The organism is Rhodanobacter sp. Root561 (assembly GCF_001427365.1).
Classification (GTDB): Bacteria; Pseudomonadota; Gammaproteobacteria; order Xanthomonadales; family Rhodanobacteraceae; genus Rhodanobacter.
Genome location: NZ_LMGH01000010.1, coordinates 226,142 through 243,544, shown reverse-complemented (window position 1 = coordinate 243,544; position 17,403 = coordinate 226,142). Strand labels below are relative to the sequence as shown.

Annotated in this window: 15 protein-coding genes; 6 read left to right on the top strand and 9 right to left on the bottom strand. The window is 66.5% G+C overall.

All coding sequences use genetic code 11. The features are described from left to right. Positions 1 to 62: 62 nt before the first annotated feature. The 4 genes from ASD55_RS07660 to msrA all read left to right on the top strand — a co-directional run bounded on the left by ASD55_RS07660 (position 63) and on the right by msrA (position 5,023). Positions 63 to 1,355 carry a hypothetical protein gene (locus ASD55_RS07660; protein WP_235577749.1) on the top strand — a complete coding sequence of 431 codons (1,293 nt, stop codon included), beginning with the start codon at positions 63 to 65 and terminating at the stop codon, positions 1,353 to 1,355. A 40-nt stretch (positions 1,356 to 1,395) separates the two neighbouring features. Next, positions 1,396 to 3,660, top strand: coding sequence for a glycoside hydrolase family 3 C-terminal domain-containing protein (locus ASD55_RS07655; RefSeq protein ID WP_056765354.1), 2,265 nt, complete (start codon positions 1,396 to 1,398; stop codon positions 3,658 to 3,660). Positions 3,661 to 4,067: 407 nt separating this feature from the next. After that, positions 4,068 to 4,517, top strand: coding sequence for a peptide-methionine (R)-S-oxide reductase MsrB (gene msrB / locus ASD55_RS07650; RefSeq protein ID WP_056718540.1), 450 nt, complete (start codon positions 4,068 to 4,070; stop codon positions 4,515 to 4,517). Beyond that, a complete protein-coding gene (gene msrA, locus ASD55_RS07645; RefSeq protein WP_056718539.1) occupies positions 4,514 to 5,023 on the top strand; it encodes a peptide-methionine (S)-S-oxide reductase MsrA in 510 nt (169 codons plus the stop codon). The genes msrB and msrA overlap by 4 nt, the downstream gene beginning before the upstream one ends. A 6-nt stretch (positions 5,024 to 5,029) precedes the next feature. Here the strand turns inward: msrA and zipA are convergent, their stop codons facing one another. The 8 genes from zipA to prfB form a co-directional block, all read right to left on the bottom strand. Then, entirely contained in the window at positions 5,030 to 6,019 is a 990-nt protein-coding gene (gene zipA, locus ASD55_RS07640) for a cell division protein ZipA (protein ID WP_056718632.1), read from the bottom strand. A 10-nt stretch (positions 6,020 to 6,029) separates the two neighbouring features. Continuing rightward, complete coding sequence (gene smc, locus ASD55_RS07635; protein ID WP_056718538.1) at positions 6,030 to 9,539, bottom strand: chromosome segregation protein SMC; 3,510 nt, start codon at positions 9,537 to 9,539, stop codon at positions 6,030 to 6,032. Positions 9,540 to 9,674: 135 nt separating this feature from the next. After that, on the bottom strand, positions 9,675 to 9,932 hold the full coding sequence (locus ASD55_RS07630) for a BolA family protein (protein WP_056718537.1): 258 nt from the start codon (positions 9,930 to 9,932) through the stop codon (positions 9,675 to 9,677). Beyond that, a complete protein-coding gene (locus ASD55_RS07625) occupies positions 9,929 to 10,231 on the bottom strand; it encodes a YciI family protein (RefSeq protein ID WP_056718536.1) in 303 nt (100 codons plus the stop codon). The genes ASD55_RS07630 and ASD55_RS07625 overlap by 4 nt, the downstream gene beginning before the upstream one ends. Positions 10,232 to 10,283: 52 nt before the next feature. Continuing rightward, positions 10,284 to 10,772 carry a PaaI family thioesterase gene (locus ASD55_RS07620; protein ID WP_056764915.1) on the bottom strand — a complete coding sequence of 163 codons (489 nt, stop codon included), beginning with the start codon at positions 10,770 to 10,772 and terminating at the stop codon, positions 10,284 to 10,286. Beyond that, positions 10,773 to 12,290, bottom strand: coding sequence for a lysine--tRNA ligase (gene lysS, locus ASD55_RS07615; protein WP_056764913.1), 1,518 nt, complete (start codon positions 12,288 to 12,290; stop codon positions 10,773 to 10,775). It lies immediately after the preceding gene. Between the two features lie 106 nt (positions 12,291 to 12,396). Further along, positions 12,397 to 12,723 carry a hypothetical protein gene (locus ASD55_RS07610; protein WP_056718533.1) on the bottom strand — a complete coding sequence of 109 codons (327 nt, stop codon included), beginning with the start codon at positions 12,721 to 12,723 and terminating at the stop codon, positions 12,397 to 12,399. Between the two features lie 36 nt (positions 12,724 to 12,759). Further along, positions 12,760 to 13,885, bottom strand: a protein-coding gene (prfB, locus tag ASD55_RS07605; protein ID WP_157598900.1) for a peptide chain release factor 2 whose coding sequence is annotated in 2 segments (ribosomal slippage) — positions 12,760 to 13,809 and positions 13,811 to 13,885 — 1,125 coding nt in all. Because the reading frame shifts where the segments join, the coding sequence is not laid out codon by codon here. Positions 13,886 to 13,991: 106 nt separating this feature from the next. On the opposite strand from prfB, the gene ASD55_RS07600 reads away from it, so the two are divergent. Next, the gene (locus tag ASD55_RS07600) at positions 13,992 to 15,284 is read left to right on the top strand and encodes an aspartyl protease family protein (protein ID WP_056764910.1); all 1,293 of its coding nucleotides are present in this window, start codon (positions 13,992 to 13,994) and stop codon (positions 15,282 to 15,284) included. A gap of 4 nt (positions 15,285 to 15,288) precedes the next feature. Here ASD55_RS07600 and asnB read toward each other — a convergent pair whose 3' ends face one another. Next, positions 15,289 to 16,959 carry an asparagine synthase B gene (gene asnB / locus ASD55_RS07595; RefSeq protein WP_056765339.1) on the bottom strand — a complete coding sequence of 557 codons (1,671 nt, stop codon included), beginning with the start codon at positions 16,957 to 16,959 and terminating at the stop codon, positions 15,289 to 15,291. Positions 16,960 to 17,270: 311 nt separating this feature from the next. On the opposite strand from asnB, the gene ASD55_RS18930 reads away from it, so the two are divergent. After that, entirely contained in the window at positions 17,271 to 17,402 is a 132-nt protein-coding gene (locus ASD55_RS18930) for a hypothetical protein (protein ID WP_255357469.1), read from the top strand. Position 17,403: the final 1 nt, after the last annotated feature.

Here is a 17,403-nt window from a genome sequence, read left to right as displayed (position 1 = left end):
AACGGGCTCCCGCCATGGTGCATGCCGAACCACGTGCCATGGCGGCAACCGGGGAACACGACATGGCGAGTTCCCCGGTTGCCGCCATTCCCGTGAAGGCGGGAGTGGCGGCCTTGTTCGCCTGCCTGCTGCTCGCCGCATGCACCGCAATGCAGGTGCATGCGAAAACCGCGGCGTCCGCGACGCCAATGATTGCAGCACTCGAGCGTGCAGGCTGCGACGCCATCGCCGCGCGCGTCGATGCGCTGCCGGGCAACGGCCCGGTACTACTACGCAGCTACGACAGCGAACGCGGACAAGGCGCACCCGCCCTGCCACCACTGCACACGGTGGCGTTCACCTACGACAACGCGCTCGCCGTCATCGCCCTGCTCGCCTGCGGCAGGCGGCCGCAGGCGGAACGCATCGGCGAAGCATTGCGCCTCGCGGCCATGCATGACGCGCGCCTGCGCGACGCGTATCGCGCAGGCGCGGTCGCAGGCGACAAGCCCTTGTCGAACGGCTGGCAGGATGCGCAACGCAAGCAATGGGTCGATGCCGCGCAGCAGTATGCCGGCGCGTACCAGGACGGCAGCTCCTGCGGCAACGTCGCGTGGACCGCACTGGCGTTGCTGGCGCTGCACGACGCCACCGGCGAGACGCGCTGGCGCGATGCCGCGGTACATCTCGCCGACTGGGTCGTCGCCCACGCGTCGGACGCGCACGGCGCGGCCGGCTTCCACGGCGGCATCGAGTCTTACCTGCTGGCGCCACGCAAGGCATCGTGGAAATCGACCGAGCACAACATCGACCTGGCCGCGATGTTCGCGTGGCTGGCCCGGATCTCCGCACCCGGCGGCGACTGGAACGCACAGGCGAAGCACGCCCGTGATTTCGTGGCGCAGCAATGGGATGCCGCGAGCGGGCATTTCTGGACGGGCACCGCAGGCGACGGTGTGGCGCCGCTGCGCTCGCCATCCGCCCTCGATGTGCAGCTCTGGGCGCAACTCCTGCCGGATGCGCCGAAGGCATGGCGGCGCGCGCTGGGCTGGGTCGAACGCAGGCATGCGGTCAAGGGCGGCTACGCTTTCACCGATGCCCGCGACGGCATGTGGACGGAAGGCACCGCGCAGGCCGCGCTCGCCTGGCGATGGGTCGGCGACGAGGCCAGGGCGGACACGCTGTTCGCCAGGGTCGTGCAGCAGGCCTCGCCGGGCGGCTTCCTCTACGCCACGCCCGAGCCACGCATCGTGGCGCTATATGCCTGGTACTACCACCGGCCATGCCTTGCCGCGACGGCTTGGGCCGTGATCGCCGCATCGAATCGCAATCCGTACCTGCCGAGTCAAGCGTTTGCCACCCGGCACCCGCGATGAGCATGCATCCAATCTGTTCCGGAAAAACGAAGGGGACGTCATGGCACTCCACAAGACCCGCATTGCTTCCTTGATCGGCATCGCCCTATGGGCCTTCGGCGGTGCATGCACCACCGCGAACGCGAGCGGCGACGCGCACCCGTGGATGAACGCCAGGCTGACGCCCGATCAGCGCGCCGACCTCGTACTGAAGGCGATGACGCAAGACGAGAAATTCCGGCTGATTCGCGTCGACTTCGGCGACACCGAGAACGGCCACGTGATGGCATCGGGCGCGCTGGGTTCGGCCGGCTATGGGCCGGCGATCGCGCGACTGGGCCTGCCCGCGCTACAGGAAAGCGATGCCGGTCTCGGCGTGGCCAAGCCGCACAAGCTCGGCGCCACCGCCCTGCCCTCGGGCCTGGCCACCGCGGCCAGTTTCGATCCTACGATCGCCCGCGAAGGTGGAGCGATGATAGGCGGCGAGGCGCATCGCCGCGGCTTCAACGTGATGCTGGCCGGCGGCGTGGACCTGGTGCGCGACCCGCGCAACGGCCGCAATTTCGAATACGCGGGCGAAGACCCGCTGCTGGCCGGCGTGATCGCCGGCAACGCCATCGCCGGCATCCAGAGCCAGCATCTCGTCTCCACCATCAAGCACTATGCGCTCAACGACCTGGAAACCGACCGCACCACGCTGAGCGCGAATATCGACCGCGCCGCCGCGCGCGAGTCCGACCTGCTCGCCTTCGAGATCGCCATCGCGACCGGCCACCCGGGCTCGGTGATGTGTTCCTACAACCGCATCAACGCCGTCTATGCCTGCGAGGACGACTGGCTGCTCAACGACGTGCTGAAGCACGACTGGCACTACCCCGGCTTTGTGATGTCGGACTGGGGTGCGGTTCACAGCGCCGCGAAATCCGCGCTGGCCGGACTGGATCAGGAATCGGCCGGCGAAACCTTCGACAAGGAGGTTTACTTCGACCAGCCGCTGCGTGCCGCGGTCGCATCCGGCCAGGTGCCGCAGTCGCGTATCGACGACATGGCGCGACGCATCCTGCGCAGCCTGTTCGCCGCCGGCGTGATGGATCATCCAGCAAGGCAAGCGCCCATCGACTTCGCCGCGGACCGCAAGGTGGCGCAGCGCGCCGAGGAAGCCGGCGCGGTGCTGCTGCGCAACCAGGACGCGCTGCTGCCGCTGTCCGCCGCGCAGTCCGTGGCGGTGATCGGCGGCCATGCCGACAAGGGTGTGCTGACCGGCGGCGGCTCCTCCGCGGTGCAGTCGCCGCAGGGCAACGCGGTGCCGGGCCTGGCGCCCGCCGAGTGGCCGGGGCCACGCATCTACCAGCCATCCGCACCACTGGCGGCGATCAGGCAACGCGCGCATGGCACGGTGGGCTACGCCAGCGGCGAGGACATCGCCGCCGCCGCGAAGCTGGCCGCTCAATCCAGGGTGGCCGTGGTGTTCGTCGAGCAGTGGGCGGCGGAAAGTTTCGACGCGCCGCACCTCACCCTGCCGGGCAACCAGGACGCACTGGTGGCCGCCGTGGCCAAGGCCAACCCGCTCACCATCGTCGTGCTGGAGAACAATGGGCCGGTGGCGATGCCGTGGCTGGACAAGGTCGGCGCCGTACTGGAAGCGTGGTACCCCGGTGCGGCCGGCGGCGAGGCGATCGCGCGGCTGCTGTACGGCGAGGTCGATCCCTCCGGTCGCCTTCCGATCACCTGGCCGCGCGACGAATCGCAACTGGCGCGCCCGACTATCCCCGGCGCAGGCCTCGCCGCCATCGGCCTGCCGCCGCAAGGCCAGCCGGCGCAGGACGTCGACTACGACCTCGAAGGCGCTGACGTAGGCTACCGCTGGTACCAGCGCCAGCACTTCGAACCGCTGTTCCCGTTCGGCTACGGCCTGAGTTACACGCACTTCGACTACAGCGACTTCAAGCCACGTGTGGAAGGCGGCAAGCTCATCGCCTCGTTCACTGTCACCAATCGCGGCGCACGCGTGGGCGCTGATGTGCCACAGCTCTACGTGACCCCGCCAGGTTCGAACAATGCGCGGCGACTGGCCGGCTGGTGCCGCGTCAGCCTGAAGCCCGGCCAGTCCGCGCACCTTACGGTCGCCGCCGACCCGCGCCTGCTGGTGAGTTTCGACAGCCATGGCCAGCGCTGGCTACGCCCGGCCGGCACCTATCAATTGCAGCTCGGCCACTCGGCCATGTCGTTTCAGGGCGAAGGCAAGGTGACACTCACGGCAGTCTCCTGGGGCGCCGACGCGTCGCCCCCAGGTGCAACTCGACCCTGCGTGACGGGTAAGCGCTGAGCCGGCACGCCTTGTCGGGATGTCAAACGGGAACACGTTTCGCCAACTTGGGTAACCCTGCCTGCCCCGATAATTTGACCTGATCGTCCATGAGAGCGGGAGCGAACCGGCGGGGGTTACCCCACCTGGGCTGTTGAATTTCATGGCTCAACTTCTGGCTCCACTTCGCACGTTGTCCACAGACGATCAACCGGCTCGGCCTGCACGTTCCGGCGGGTCGGACCTGTCGGGAACGCGACATGCGCCAATGGTGGCTGACCTGCGAGCTGGCAAGGTTGTTCCGCGAAGCGTACGAGCGCAAGGAAATCTGAAGCACCCTCTTTCCGGATATTTTTGTCGCCGGTCCTTGATATGCGCGCCGGCACTGCCATTTCTGTCTGCATCGCAACCACGACAGGAGGCGCCGCATGTCCCGTTACAACAGAAGTCCCGAGGCCTTGTCGCAACTGAGTCCCGAGCAGTATCGGGTCACCCAGGAAAGTGGCACCGAACGCCCCGGCACGGGCGAATACCTGCACAACAAGGAGCCCGGCATCTACGTGGATGTCGTTTCGGGCGAACCGCTGTTTGCCTCGTCGGACAAGTTCGAGTCGGGTTGCGGCTGGCCGAGCTTCACCAAGCCGATCGAGGCGGCCCACGTGAACGAGCTGCGTGACAGCAGCCACGGCATGATCCGCACCGAGGTGCGCTCGACCCATGGCGACAGCCATCTCGGCCACGTCTTTCCGGACGGCCCGAAGGATCGTGGCGGCCTGCGCTATTGCATCAATTCCGCCTCGCTGCGTTTCGTCCCTCGTGACGAGATGGAGGCGCAGGGTTACGGCGCGTACCTGGATCAGGTGGAGGATGTGCGATGACGACCGAGCGTGCGGTGCTTGCCGGAGGCTGCTTCTGGGGCATGCAGGACCTGATTCGCCAGCAGGATGGCGTGCTCTCCACCCGGGTCGGCTACAGCGGCGGCGACGTGCCGAACGCGACTTACCGCCATCACGGTAGCCATGCCGAGGCCATCGAGATCGTGTTTGATCCATCGCGGGTCAGCTATCGCAGCCTGCTGGAATTCTTCTTCCAGATCCACGACCCGTCCACGGCCAACCGCCAGGGCAATGATCGTGGCACGTCCTATCGTTCGGCGATCTTCTACACCTCGGATGCGCAGAAGGAGGTCGCCGAAGACACCATTGCGGACGTCGACGCCTCCGGCCTGTGGCCGGGCAAGGTGGTGACCGAAGTGGCGCCGGCGGGTGGTTTCTGGGAGGCAGAACCGGAACACCAGGACTATCTGGAACGTTACCCGCAGGGCTATACCTGCCACTTCATCCGCCCCGACTGGAAACTGCCGAGGCGTGACGCGCAGGCCTGAAACGCCTCAGCGGCCGAAGATGATTTCCTTGCCTTCGTGGTCGCGATCCCAGCCACGCAGTTGGTCGCGGATGTGGGCGATGCCCTGACGTCCGAGCGCGTTGCGCTCCTCGTCGAGCACATGGCCATCCAGCAACTCGGCCAGCCGCTGCGCGGTGGGCAGCATGGCGTCCCATGCGTCCAGCGCCGGCAGCGGCGCCGGCAGGGTCATGAAGAAGCTGACGCCCGGTGTGCGCAGATCTTCCAGCCGGGCGAGGTCGAAGTTGCCCGGCTTGAGCATGTTGGCGACGCTGAAGATCGGTCCCAGCTCGCGCTTGCCGTCGACCAGGCGGTGATAGATGCCCATGTCGCCGAATTCCAGGCCGGCTTTTTCGGCGGCCACCACGAGGTCCGGGCCGTGGAAACGTTCGCCTTCGCGGGCCACCACGAACAGCGTGATGATGCGTTCCACCGGCAACTGCGGCGGCCGCCGCCCCAGATCGGAACGCTGGGGAGCCGCCGCGGCCGGTGCGGGTGTCGATGGAGTTTCCACGACCGGCGCTTCCGCCGGCAGGTCGGTGTTCTGCGCCACCGGATCGCTGGAACTGGGAGCTCGCAAGGCATCGATGATCGAGGCCACGTGATCCGCCAGCTTCGGTGGCTGCCTGGTCCTGGGGGTTTTCGGCGCAACTGCCGCGCCGGGTTCCCTGCCCCGGTCGCCCGACAGCGTGGCGCCCAGGCGCTCCAGCTCCTCGCGCAAGCCCACCTCCAGCTCGCCTTGCTGCGGCCTGGCATCGCCGCGGAAGACATCGTCAGCGACCGGCTCGATATCCGATTCGCCGAAGGTCGGTTCGCGCCGCTCGCCGGCATGCGGGCCGGGCACGACGCGGCGTTTGCCCTGCTCCTTCCTGGGCTGGCCGAACAGCCACAGCAGCGCCAGCACGATGAGGCCGACGATCAGCATCGGAATGCCGACGGCGGGATTCCAGGCAAGGGCAAGCACGGGTTGCAACGTCATCATGAGTTCCTCAGGCAGCGCCTGCCAGTTTAGCCGCTTCGGCCAGATCCACCTGCACCAGTCGCGAAACACCGGGTTCGCGCATGGTCACGCCGCACAGCTGGGTGGCCGCTTCCATGGTCGCCTTGTTGTGGCTGATGAAGATGAACTGCACCTGCTCGCTCATCTCGCGCACCAAGCTGGAGAAGCGGCCCACGTTGGCCTCGTCCAGCGGTGCGTCGACCTCGTCGAGCAGGCAGAACGGTGCCGGGTTGAGACCGAAGATCGCGAACACCAGCGATACTGCGGTCAGCGCCTTTTCGCCGCCGGACAGCAGCGAGATGTTGGATGGACGCTTGCCCGGCGGGCGCGCCATGATTGTCACGCCGGTGTTGAGCAGGTCGTCGCCGGTAAGTTCCAGGTAGGCATGGCCGCCGCCGAACAGGCGCGGGAACAGTTCTTGCACGCCAGCGTTGACCTTGTCGAAGGTCTCCTTGAAACGTTGGCGCGTTTCGCGGTCGATCTTCTTGATCGCACCTTCCAGCGTCTCCATCGCATCGACCAGGTCGGTGAGCTGGTTGTCCAGGTAGGTCTTGCGCTCGCTCTGTTCGGCGTGTTCCTGGATGGCAGCGAGGTTCACCGGTTCAAGCCGGGCGATCTTCTGGCCGAGGTCACTCAGCTGCGAACGCCACTGATCCGCATCGATGTCGGGCGCGAGTTCGGCCAGCAGCGTTTCCAGTTCCAGACCTGATCCGGCGATCGCCTCGGCCAGCTGATCGGCGCGCAGTTGCAAGGCCTGCGCCGCCAGCCGCTTCTGCGACAGCCCTTCGCGCAGCGTGGCCAGGCCCTGCTCTGCCAGGTGACGCTGCTGCTCCAGCTTGCGGAACTCGATGTCGCAGTCCTCCAGCGCGCGACGCGCCTCGACCAGCTGCTTGTCGACCAGCAGGCGCTGGTCCAGGTACGCCTGCCGCTCCGATTCGAGCTCGGCGATCGGATCGGAACCCGCGGCGAGCTGTTCGGTGATTTCGTTGCGGCGCATCTCGATCTGGCGCAGTTGGGTGTCCATGCGGGCCAGCGTCTGTTCCAGCGAGCTCAGCGAGGAACGCTTCGACTCAAGCGCGAGCGCCAGCGAATGCGACTGCTCGGCGGCCTCGCGCGCGTTCATGCGCGCTTCCTCGCGCGCTTCGAGCAGGCCGCGACGTTCGTTCTCCAGCTCGCGGCGCTGGTCTTCGAGGTCGCCCATCAGGCCGACCGATTCGTCCAGTCGGGCGCGTGCCTCGCGGGTCTGGCCCTGCAATTCGTCGATCTGCCGATTCAGATCTGCCAGTTCGCCCTTGACCTTCTCGGCGCGGGCGCGGGCGGTTTCCAGTTTGCCGCGGTGGCTTTGCAACTGGCCGGCCAGTTCGGACTGCCGGCGATGCGCGTTGTACAGCTCGCGCTGGGCATCGTCGCGCGCGCGTTCGGTCTCGAATTTGCTGGTGCGCAGCGTATCGAGCCGCTCGCTGGCTTCTTCCAGCTGCGCTTCCAGCGTGGCGATCTGCTCGGCCAGCGTGCGCAGCTCGCGTTCGCGCGCCAGCACGCCGACCTGGCTGCCCTGCGCCCGGCGCACGCGTGCCCAGCCCGGACCCAGCCACTCGCCCGCCGGCGTGATCACCGACTGGTACGGCGCCAGCGAGGACAGCGAGACCACCCGTTGATGCGCTTCGTCCAGCGATGCCGCGGTGAGCACGTGGCCAAGGATCGCCATCGCCGCCGCCGGCCCGCGCACGTGCGCCGCGAGGGTGCCAGCGGTGTTGATGCCGCCTTCGCTGGCGTCGAGCAAGGCCATGTCGGCGTTCTCGATCGAGGAAAATTCGCTGGCCAGCGTGTGCGCCTGGTCAACCAGCACGCTGTCCAGAAAGCCGCTCAACGCCGTTTCCACCGCGGTTTCCCAACCGGCTTCCACCTGCAGCGATCCGCCCAGGCGACGCGAGTGATCCAGTCCCAGCTTCGTCAGCCACCCACTGGCCGCGCCTTCGTCCTGTCCCAGCGCGGCGTGCTGCAAGGCCTCCAGCGAAGCGTGCCGGCCGCGAGCAGCCTGCAGTTGCTGGCGCGCCTCGTTGAGGGTCGACTGCACCTGGCGTTCGTCTTCCAGCACCTTTTCGTGGCCAGACTTGTGCTGGTCGAGCAGGCTGCCGAGCGTCTCCACGCGTTCGCGCTGGGTCTCGTGCTCGTTGGTCAATTGCTCGCCGGCCGCATCCAGCGCCGCCACGTCGGTAGCCTTCTGCTCGGTTTCCAGCACTTCGCGACGGCGCGCCAGGTCGACCGCCTGACGATCCAGGTAGCTGAGCCTGGTCCGTTCCACTTCCGCAGCGCGGTTCGATTCCCCTGCGTTGCGCGTGTGGCTGTCCCAGCGCTGTTGCCAGTCGGCGAGTTTGGCCTCGGTGTTGCGCTGGGCTTCGCCGGTGTCGTCCTGCAGCTGCTGCAGCGCTTCGAGTTTCGGTTCGCCTTCGGCCAGGGCCAGGCGCAGCGCCTCGACCTGTTCGCGATCGGTGGCGATGTGCGCGGCCAGTTCGGCATGTTCGCGCTCGGCGTCGCCATGGGCGCGCTGCAGGCGTTCGGCGGTTTCCTTGTTGTAGCGCACCTGCTGCTCGACCCGGGCAATCTCGGCGCCGACCTTGTAGACGTCAGCCTGCACCGCATTCAGATGCTCGCTGGCGTCGGTGTGGCGTTCACGCACGCTTTCCAGCTGGGCCTCGATCTGGCGCTGGCCGGCGAGCTGCTTTTCGATCTCGATCTCGGCGGCGGACAGCCCCGCGCCCTCGCCTTCGTGCTGGGACTTCAGGCCACGATATTCCAGCGCACGCAGTTCGGCGTCCTTGCGCGTCTGCTCTTCCTTCAGCGCCTTCCAGCGCTCGGCGGCGCGGGCCTGGCGGTTGAGATGTTCGAGCTGCTTGTCCACTTCGTCGCGCACGTCGCGCACGCGGTCGAGGTTCTCGCGGGTGGCCTTGATCCGGCTTTCGGTTTCCTTGCGGCGCTCCTTGTACTTGGAGATGCCGGCGGCCTCTTCCAGATGCGTGCGCAGTTCTTCCGGATGCGCCTCGATGATCTGGCTGATCATGCCCTGCTCGATGATCGAGTAGCTGCGCGGGCCGAGGCCGGTGCCCAGGAACAGGTCGGTGATGTCGCGGCGGCGGCAGCGCGCGCCGTTGAGGTAGTACGAGGACTGGCCGTCGCGGGTGACCTGGCGCTTCACCGAGATCTCGGCGTACTGGCCGTACTCGCCCTGCACCGAACCGTCGGCGTTGTCGAAGATCAGCTCGACCGTGGCCTGCCCCACCGGCTTGCGCGTGTTGGAGCCGGAGAAGATCACATCGGTCAGCGAGTCGCCGCGCAGGCGGCTGGCCGCGCTCTCGCCCATCACCCAGCGGATCGCGTCGATGATGTTGGATTTGCCGCAACCGTTGGGACCGACCACACCGATCATGTTGCTGGGCAGATGAAGGGTGGTCGGGTCCACGAAGGACTTGAAACCGGCGAGTTTGATGGTGCTCAGGCGCATGCGGTCTTCAACGGGTCAACGGTAAGGCCCGTGCAGCCGGGCGACAGGGCACTGTGCCAAACGCAGGGCGACGCTGCAATGCGTTTCTGCATGAAGCATCAAGTGAACAGTTCACTGTAACTGACTGTTACTGAATTATTTGTTCTTTGCATCAATCGACAGGGCATGGATGCCGTTGTCCATCAGGCCGTCCAGCGCCGCATAAACCATGCGATGCCGCCGAATCGGCAGCAATCCGGCGAATGCGGGACTGACGATGCGCACATGGAAGTGACCCTTGCCCTCCCCCGCGTGGCCGGCGTGCAGGTGGCCTTCGTCGACGACTTCCAGCTCGGTCGGTGCCAGCGCCGCAGTCAGGCGCTGGCGGATCTGCTCGAGCACCACTTCGCTCACGCCGGTAACGCCTTGCGGAAAGGCTTGATCTGCACGTCGGCGTAGACGCCGGCCGCCACATACGGATCGGCATCGGCCCAGGCGCGGGCCTCGGCCATCGACGGGAACTGGGCCAAGATCATGCTGCCGGTGAAACCGGCCGGACCTGGGTCCTCGGACTCGATCGCCGGGAACGCGCCCGCGACGAACAGCCGACCGTCATCCAGCAGTGCCTGCAGTCGCGCGATATGCGCCGGGCGCACGCCTTTGCGCTTCTCCAGCGAGTCGGCAACGTCCGTTCCGATAATGGCAAACCACATGGTGCTGGCTCCAGAGTTGGCGGCAAACGCGAAGTTTAACGCACCGTACTGCTCAGGCGCTGCGGGCAGCCTCGGCCAGCTGGGCGGTGTCGACGCGCACGAAGACCGAATCGCCCAGCGCGGTCAGCACGTCGCCGGCATAGACCTCGCAAAGCACGCGGGTCTTGCGCCCCACCTCGCCGTCGACGCGCGCCTTCAGCGTCAGCGGCACACCCATCGGCGTGGGCTTCAGGAACTTCACGCCGAGATTGCCGGTGACGCAGTCAATGCGCGGCTTGCTGTCAGGCGCGCGATGCTCGGCGCGGTAGTGGCAGGCCATGGCCGTCCAGTTGGAATGGCAGTCCACCAGCATCGCGATCAGGCCGCCGTAGACCAGCCCGGGCCAGCCGTGGAAGTCGGCATCGGGCAGGTGCGTCGCAACCACGTGCACACCATCCTCGTCCCAGCGGCTCTTGATGTGCAGGCCGTGCGGATGGGCGCTGCCGCAGCCGTAGCAGATGCCGTCGGGCGCGGCCTGATCCTGCAGCGCGGGCGGGTTCACTCAGGCCTCGGGCCGCATGTACGGGAACAGCAGCACGTCGCGGATCGAGGCCGAGCCGGTCAGCAGCATCACCAGCCGGTCGATGCCGATGCCGAGGCCACCGGTGGGCGGCAGGCCCACTTCGAGCGCGCGGATGTAGTCGGCGTCGAAGTGCATCGCCTCGTCGTCGCCGGCATCCTTGGCGTCGACCTGGGCCTGGAAGCGCGCGGCCTGGTCTTCCGGGTCGTTCAACTCGGAAAAGCCATTCGCGATCTCCTTGCCGTTGATGAACAGCTCGAAGCGGTCGGTGATGCCCTTGTCGGTATCGCTTTCGCGCGCCAGCGGCGACACCTCGACCGGGTGGTCGGTGATGAAGGTGGGCTGGATCAGGGTGTGTTCGACGGTGTGCTCGAAGATTTCCAGCAGCAGCTTGCCCCAGCCATAACCGGGCTTGACCTGTGCGCCGAGACGCTTCGCGTGCGCCGCCATCGCCTCGCGATCGCGCAGTTCTTCGCGCCTGATCTCCGGGTTGTGTTCCAGCACCGCGTCTTCCATGCGCCAGCGGCGAAATGCCGGGCCCACGTCGATCGCCGCGCCGTCCCATTCCAGCTGCGTGGTGCCCAGCACAGCCTGGGCAGTATCGCGGATCACGCTCTCGGTGAGGTCCATGATCTCGTGATAGGTGGCGTAGGCCTGGTACAGCTCCAGCATGGTGAATTCGGGGTTGTGCCGGGTCGACACGCCCTCGTTGCGGAAGTTGCGGTTGATCTCGTAGACGCGATCGAAGCCGCCGACGACCAGCCGCTTCAGGTACAGCTCGGGCGCCACGCGCAGGTACAGCTCCAGATCCAGCGCGTTGTGGTGGGTGGTGAACGGCTTGGCCGTGGCGCCGCCGGGGATCATGTGCATCATCGGCGTCTCCACTTCCATGAAGCGACGCGTGGGCGCCTCCAGCCACTGGCGCATGTAGCCGATGATCCGCGAGCGCAGCATGAAGGTGCGCCGCGCCTCCTCGGTGACGATCAGGTCGACGTAACGCTGGCGGTAGCGCTGCTCCACGTCGGCCATGCCGTGGTGCTTGTCCGGCAGCGGGCGCAGGCTCTTGGTCAGCAGGCGCAGCTGGTCCACGCGCACCGAAAGCTCGCCGGTCTTGGTGCGCATCAGCACGCCTTCGGCGCCCACGATGTCGCCCATGTCCCAGCTCTTGAACGCCTCGTAGGTGTCGCCCAAGGTGCCCTGGTGGATGAACAGCTGGATGCGCCCGCTGAAATCCTGCAACTGCACGAAGCTGACCTTGCCCTGCACGCGTTTGAGCACGATGCGCCCGGCCATCTTCACCCGGCGCGCGGCAGCCTCGACCGCTTCGGCCGTGTGCACGTCCTTGTCGGTGAACTCGGTCTGCAGGTCGCCGGCGAAGCTGTCGACCTTGAAGTCGTTCGGGAACGCGATGCCCTGCTCGCGCAATGCGTTCAACTTCTCGCGGCGCTCGGCAATCAGCCGGTTCTCGTCGATGATCGGGGTGTCGGTCGTTTCGCTCATGGGGAACTCTGTTGCTCCGGGTGTCCGCAACGTGGGGCGCACACCAGATGGTCTGGGGTTGGGTCGCAAGATGAGGCGTCGAGGTTTCCCTCGGGAAGCTGGCTCGTCAATCGTCCTTGCCGAATACTTTCTTGACCGCGTGTCTGGTTGCATCCCAGCCTTCGCGCGCGCCGTGGCCGATGGCGATTCCCGCCTTCTTCGCCCCATGGCCGATGCCGACACCGGCGTCCTTGGCACCGTGCCCGACCTTCTTGGCGACGTGTTTGGTCGCATGACCGACATCGCGGGCGCCATCGGCGACGCCGTGGCCGACTGCTTTGGCGTCCTGCTTGATACCCTGGCCGGCGCCGCCTTGCTGCGATTGCGCGGCCGCGCCGAACGCAGCCAGTGCGGCACAGGCGATCACGATGCTGCAGATCTTCTTGCTGTTCATGCGGCTACCTCGTCAGTAAACGGAAGGCGTCAGGTCTCACGCATCGATGCGCTTGGAGCCGGCTTCGAGACCGGACTTCAGGCTGGCCTCGATGAATTCGTCGAGGTCGCCATCCAGCACCTTCTGCGTGTCGGTACGCTCGATGCCGGTGCGCAGGTCCTTGATCCGGCTCTGGTCCAGCACATAGTTGCGGATCTGGCTGCCCCAGCCGATGTCGGACTTGGTCGCTTCCAGCGCGTCCTTTTCGGCATTGCGCTTCTGGATCTCCAGCTCGTAGAGCTTTGCGGCCAACATCTTCATCGCGGTGTCGCGGTTCTGGTGCTGGCTGCGGCCGGTCTGGCAGGCCACCACGGTATTGGTCGGGATGTGGGTGATGCGCACCGCCGACTCGGTCTTGTTGACGTGCTGGCCACCAGCGCCGGAGGAGCGGTACACGTCGGTGCGCAAATCCGCCGGGTTGATGTCGATCTCGATGTCGTCGTCCACTTCCGGCGACACGAATACCGAGGTAAAGCTGGTATGCCGGCGATTGTCCGAGTCGAACGGGCTCTTGCGGACCAGCCGGTGCACGCCGATCTCGGTCTTCAGCCAGCCGTAGGCGTAGTCGCCTTCCACCCGGAACGTGGCGGACTTGATCCCGGCCACGTCGCCGCCGCTGACTTCCATCAGCTCGGTCTTCCAGCCGCGGTTCTCGCACCAGCGCAGGTACATGCGCAGCAGCATCTCGGCCCAGTCCTGCGCCTCGGTGCCACCGGCGCCGGCCTGGATGTCGACGAAGGCGTTGGTGGAATCCATCTTGCCCGAGAACATGCGCTGGAATTCCAGCTTGTTGACCTCGGCGTCGACCTTGGCCAGGTCGTCGATCACCGACTGCGCGGTGTCGTCGTCGCTGTCGGCGATGGCCATCTCCAGCAGCTCACCGGCATCGGTGAGGCTGGCCGTCATGCGGTCGATGCCGTTGACGATGGTATCCAGTCGGGCGCGCTCGCGGCCCAGTTCCTGCGCACGCGCCGGGTCGTCCCAGACAGTGGGACTTTCCAGTTCGCGGGTTACTTCTTCCAGGCGTTCGCTCTTGGTGGCGTAGTCAAAGATACCCCCGAAGCGACTCGACACGGTCGCGAAGGTCGGCAATCTGGGCCTGGATGGGATTGGTCTCGATCATGGTCGGAAATCGCAGGAAAACAGCCCCCGATATTAGCAGAGCGTGCGCCGGTGCACGCGGTTGCTGGCTACACTCGGGGGCTCCCGGACATGAAGGAACATGGGCAATGAAGAAATGGACGTTTCTACCCGCATTCGTCTGCAGCCTGGCCGGCCTCGGCTGCCCGCTGGCCACGCAGGCATCGAGCCCGGGAACGCCCTCTTCCCCATCGGGTTCGGATGCTGCCACGCTGGCGATCGTGGAAAAGGCACTGAACCAGGCCGACGTGCCGGCCCTGGCCCACATGTACCAGGCCTCGAACGATCCTGTCAGTCGCGTCCTTGCCGCCATGACCCTGGAACGCATCCACTTCAACCTGGAAAAGTCCAGCGAGGATGCACGTGTCTGCGAACGCAGCCTGATCGACAGCAAACCCGAGGTCGCCTTCTTCTGCGCGAAATTTGCCAACGGCAACCTGCGGCTGTCCCAGGGCTCGGCCAAGGCCGATGCGGCCGAGCTGGACATCATCCGCCGGTTCCAGGACAAGGTGGCTCCGGCCAGGCTCGAGCAGATGCGGAGCTACCTGGCCAGCCAGGCCGGCACGCCACAACTTGAGCTGGTCATGCCGTCGCACAGCTTCAGCATTCCGGTTCATCGCAGCCTGGCGCAAGGCAACCTGCCAGCCGTGGAAGTTGAAAGCGGCGGCAAGAAGACATGGCTGCTGGTCGACACGGGCAGCTCGGCGCTGACACTGGACGAAGACAGCGCACGCAAGCTCGGCGTCGCCATGCTTGATCGAACCGGCAAGGTCGGCGGGTTTCTGTCGCACGACGTCCCCGTCCGCTACGGCATCCTGGCCAGGCTCGGCATCGGCGAGCTCACCCTGCTGAACGTTCCGGTGACCGTAGTGCCGGGAAATCACCGGCTGCTCGGCATGGACATCCTGCGGCGACTGGGCGCGTTTCGCCTCACCGAGAGCTCGCTGGTGGTTGGCGACAGCACCGATGGCGACGGCGCCTGTAGGGAACCGATGCTGGTATCCAGCGACATCTGGGGCAACCAGCTGCGCGTGGTCACCGCCCTGTCGATCGATGGGCAATTGCGCACGGCCCTGATCGACAGCGGCACCAGCCATTACCTCGCCGCCGACCAGCACGCCCTCGACGAGCTGCACAGCAGACCGGGCCGGCGCCTCAGGGTCCGCGACATGGGCGCGCACCAACACGCCGCGCGCATCAGCCGGGCCACCGCCGATGTCGACATCTCCGGGCAGCCATTCACCGTCACCTTCGATGTATTCAAGCAGGCCAGCCTGCCCTGGCATTACCTCCTCGGCGGCGGCGCCTTGCGCTACATGGACTTCCTTTTCGACTTCAATACCCGGCATACCTGCCTGCTGATCCATCCCGACCGGCATTGACCGTTCAGCTCGCCAGCGCCTGCTGATGCACTCCCCTGACCGCCCGCCCCGACGGATCGGCTGCGCTGGCGAAGGACGGGTCCCAGGCCAGCGCCGCGGGTGACGAGCACGCGATCGACTTGCCGCCGGGTACGGTCGCCGCGCAAGCTTCGCCGGGGAAATGCTGCTCGAAGATGCGGCGGTAGAAATAGGCCTCCTTGGTCGCCGGCGTGTTGAATGGGTAGCGCGCCGCCGCCGCGGCAAACTCGCGATCGCTGACCGCCTGCTCCGCGTGCGCCTTCAGCCCGTCGATCCAACCGTAACCCACGCCGTCGCTGAACTGTTCCTTCTGCCGCCACAGGATCGAATCCGGCAGCGCGCCGTCGAATGCTTCACGCAGTAGCGCTTTCTCGATGCGCCCCTGCCCGGCCATCTTGTGCTTCGCGTCCAGGCCCATCGCCACGTCGATGAACTCCAGGTCGAGGAACGGTACGCGCGCCTCCACGCCCCAGGCCATCATCGCCTTGTTCGCGCGCAGGCAGTCGTAGCTGTGCAGCGCGTCGAGCTTGCGCACGGTTTCCTCGTGGAAGGCCTCGGCCGACGGCGCCTTGTGGAAGTACAGGTAGCCGCCGAAAATCTCGTCCGAGCCCTCGCCCGAGAGCACCATCTTCACGCCCATCGCCTTGATCCGCCGCGCCAGCAGGTACATCGGCGTGGCGGCGCGGATGGTGGTGACGTCGTAGGTTTCGATGTGGCGGATCACCTCGGGCAACGCGTCAAGCCCTTCCCAGAACGTGTAGACGAAGCCGTGGTGGACGGTGCCCAGCGCATCGGCGGCGACCTGCGCCGCGGCCAGGTCGGGCGAGCCGTCCAGCCCGATCGCGAACGAATGCAGGCGCGGCCACCAGGCCTCGCTGCGGTCGTCGTCCTCGACCCGCTCGCGCGCGAACTGCGCGGCGCAGGCGGCGACCAGCGACGAATCCAGCCCGCCAGACAGCAGCACGCCATACGGCACGTCGGTCATCAGCTGGCGATGCACGGCCTGCTCGAACGCCTTGCGCAAGGCCGGCGCCGCCACGTCATGGCCGCGCGTGGCGGAGTAGTCGCGCCATGGCCTGGCGTAGTAGCTGCGCAGTTCGCCGCTGGCGCTGTCGTAGACATGGCCCGGAGGGAACGGCGCCACGTCGGCGCACACGCCGACCAGCGCCTTCATCTCCGACGCCACGCACAGGCGGCCTTGCGCATCGTGTCCCCAGTACAGCGGGCAGACGCCGATCGGGTCGCGCGCGATCAGGTAGCGCTGCGCCTCGCCGTCCCACAACGCGAACGCGAAGATGCCGTTGAGCCTGCCCACGAAGTCACTGCCCTGCTCGCGGTATAGCGCGTTGATCACCTCGCAATCCGAGCCGGTGGTGAAGTCGTAGCTGCTGGCCGCACGCAGCTCGCGGTGGTTGTAGATCTCGCCATTCACCGCCAGCGCCAGCGCGCCGTCGCGCGATCGCAGCGGCTGCGCACCGCTGGCCGGGTCCACGATGGCCAGCCGCTCGTGCACCAGGATCACCCCGGCATCGACGAACACCCCACTCCAGTCCGGCCCGCGATGACGCTGGCGCTGCGACAGTTCCAGCGCCTGCCGGCGCAACGAAGCGAGGTCGTCGCCCGGCTGCAGGTCGAACATTCCGAAAATCGAGCACATCATGAAGCTCCTCGGTTGCTGTTTGTGGATACCGCTCTTCTGAAAAGTCGGCCATGGATGGCCGGGTTTGCTCTTGCGCGGATGGACTCGCGCAAAAGTGACCGCACGGCCATGGATGGCCGGGTTTGCCCTGCGCGGAAGGACCCCCGCAAAAATCAAGCACGCAAAACGAAAAAGGCCCGCACTGGGCGGGCCTCTTTCGCGTATTCGATGAAACTTGCAGCTACGCGCGGGCCCGCCAACGGTTGGCGTTATTGTTCGCGCGATTATTGGTGTTGCCGGCGAGCACGAAGCCGCACGCGGAAGGCGCGGTGGAGTTCAAGCTGCTGGTGACGAAGGAATGCATGGTTCAACTTGAACAGATCATCCGACGCTTGGCAAGTGCTGGCACAGCAGTGACGACAGCCGCCGCTTGTCGCTACATTGCCGCCAATGAGCCATGAC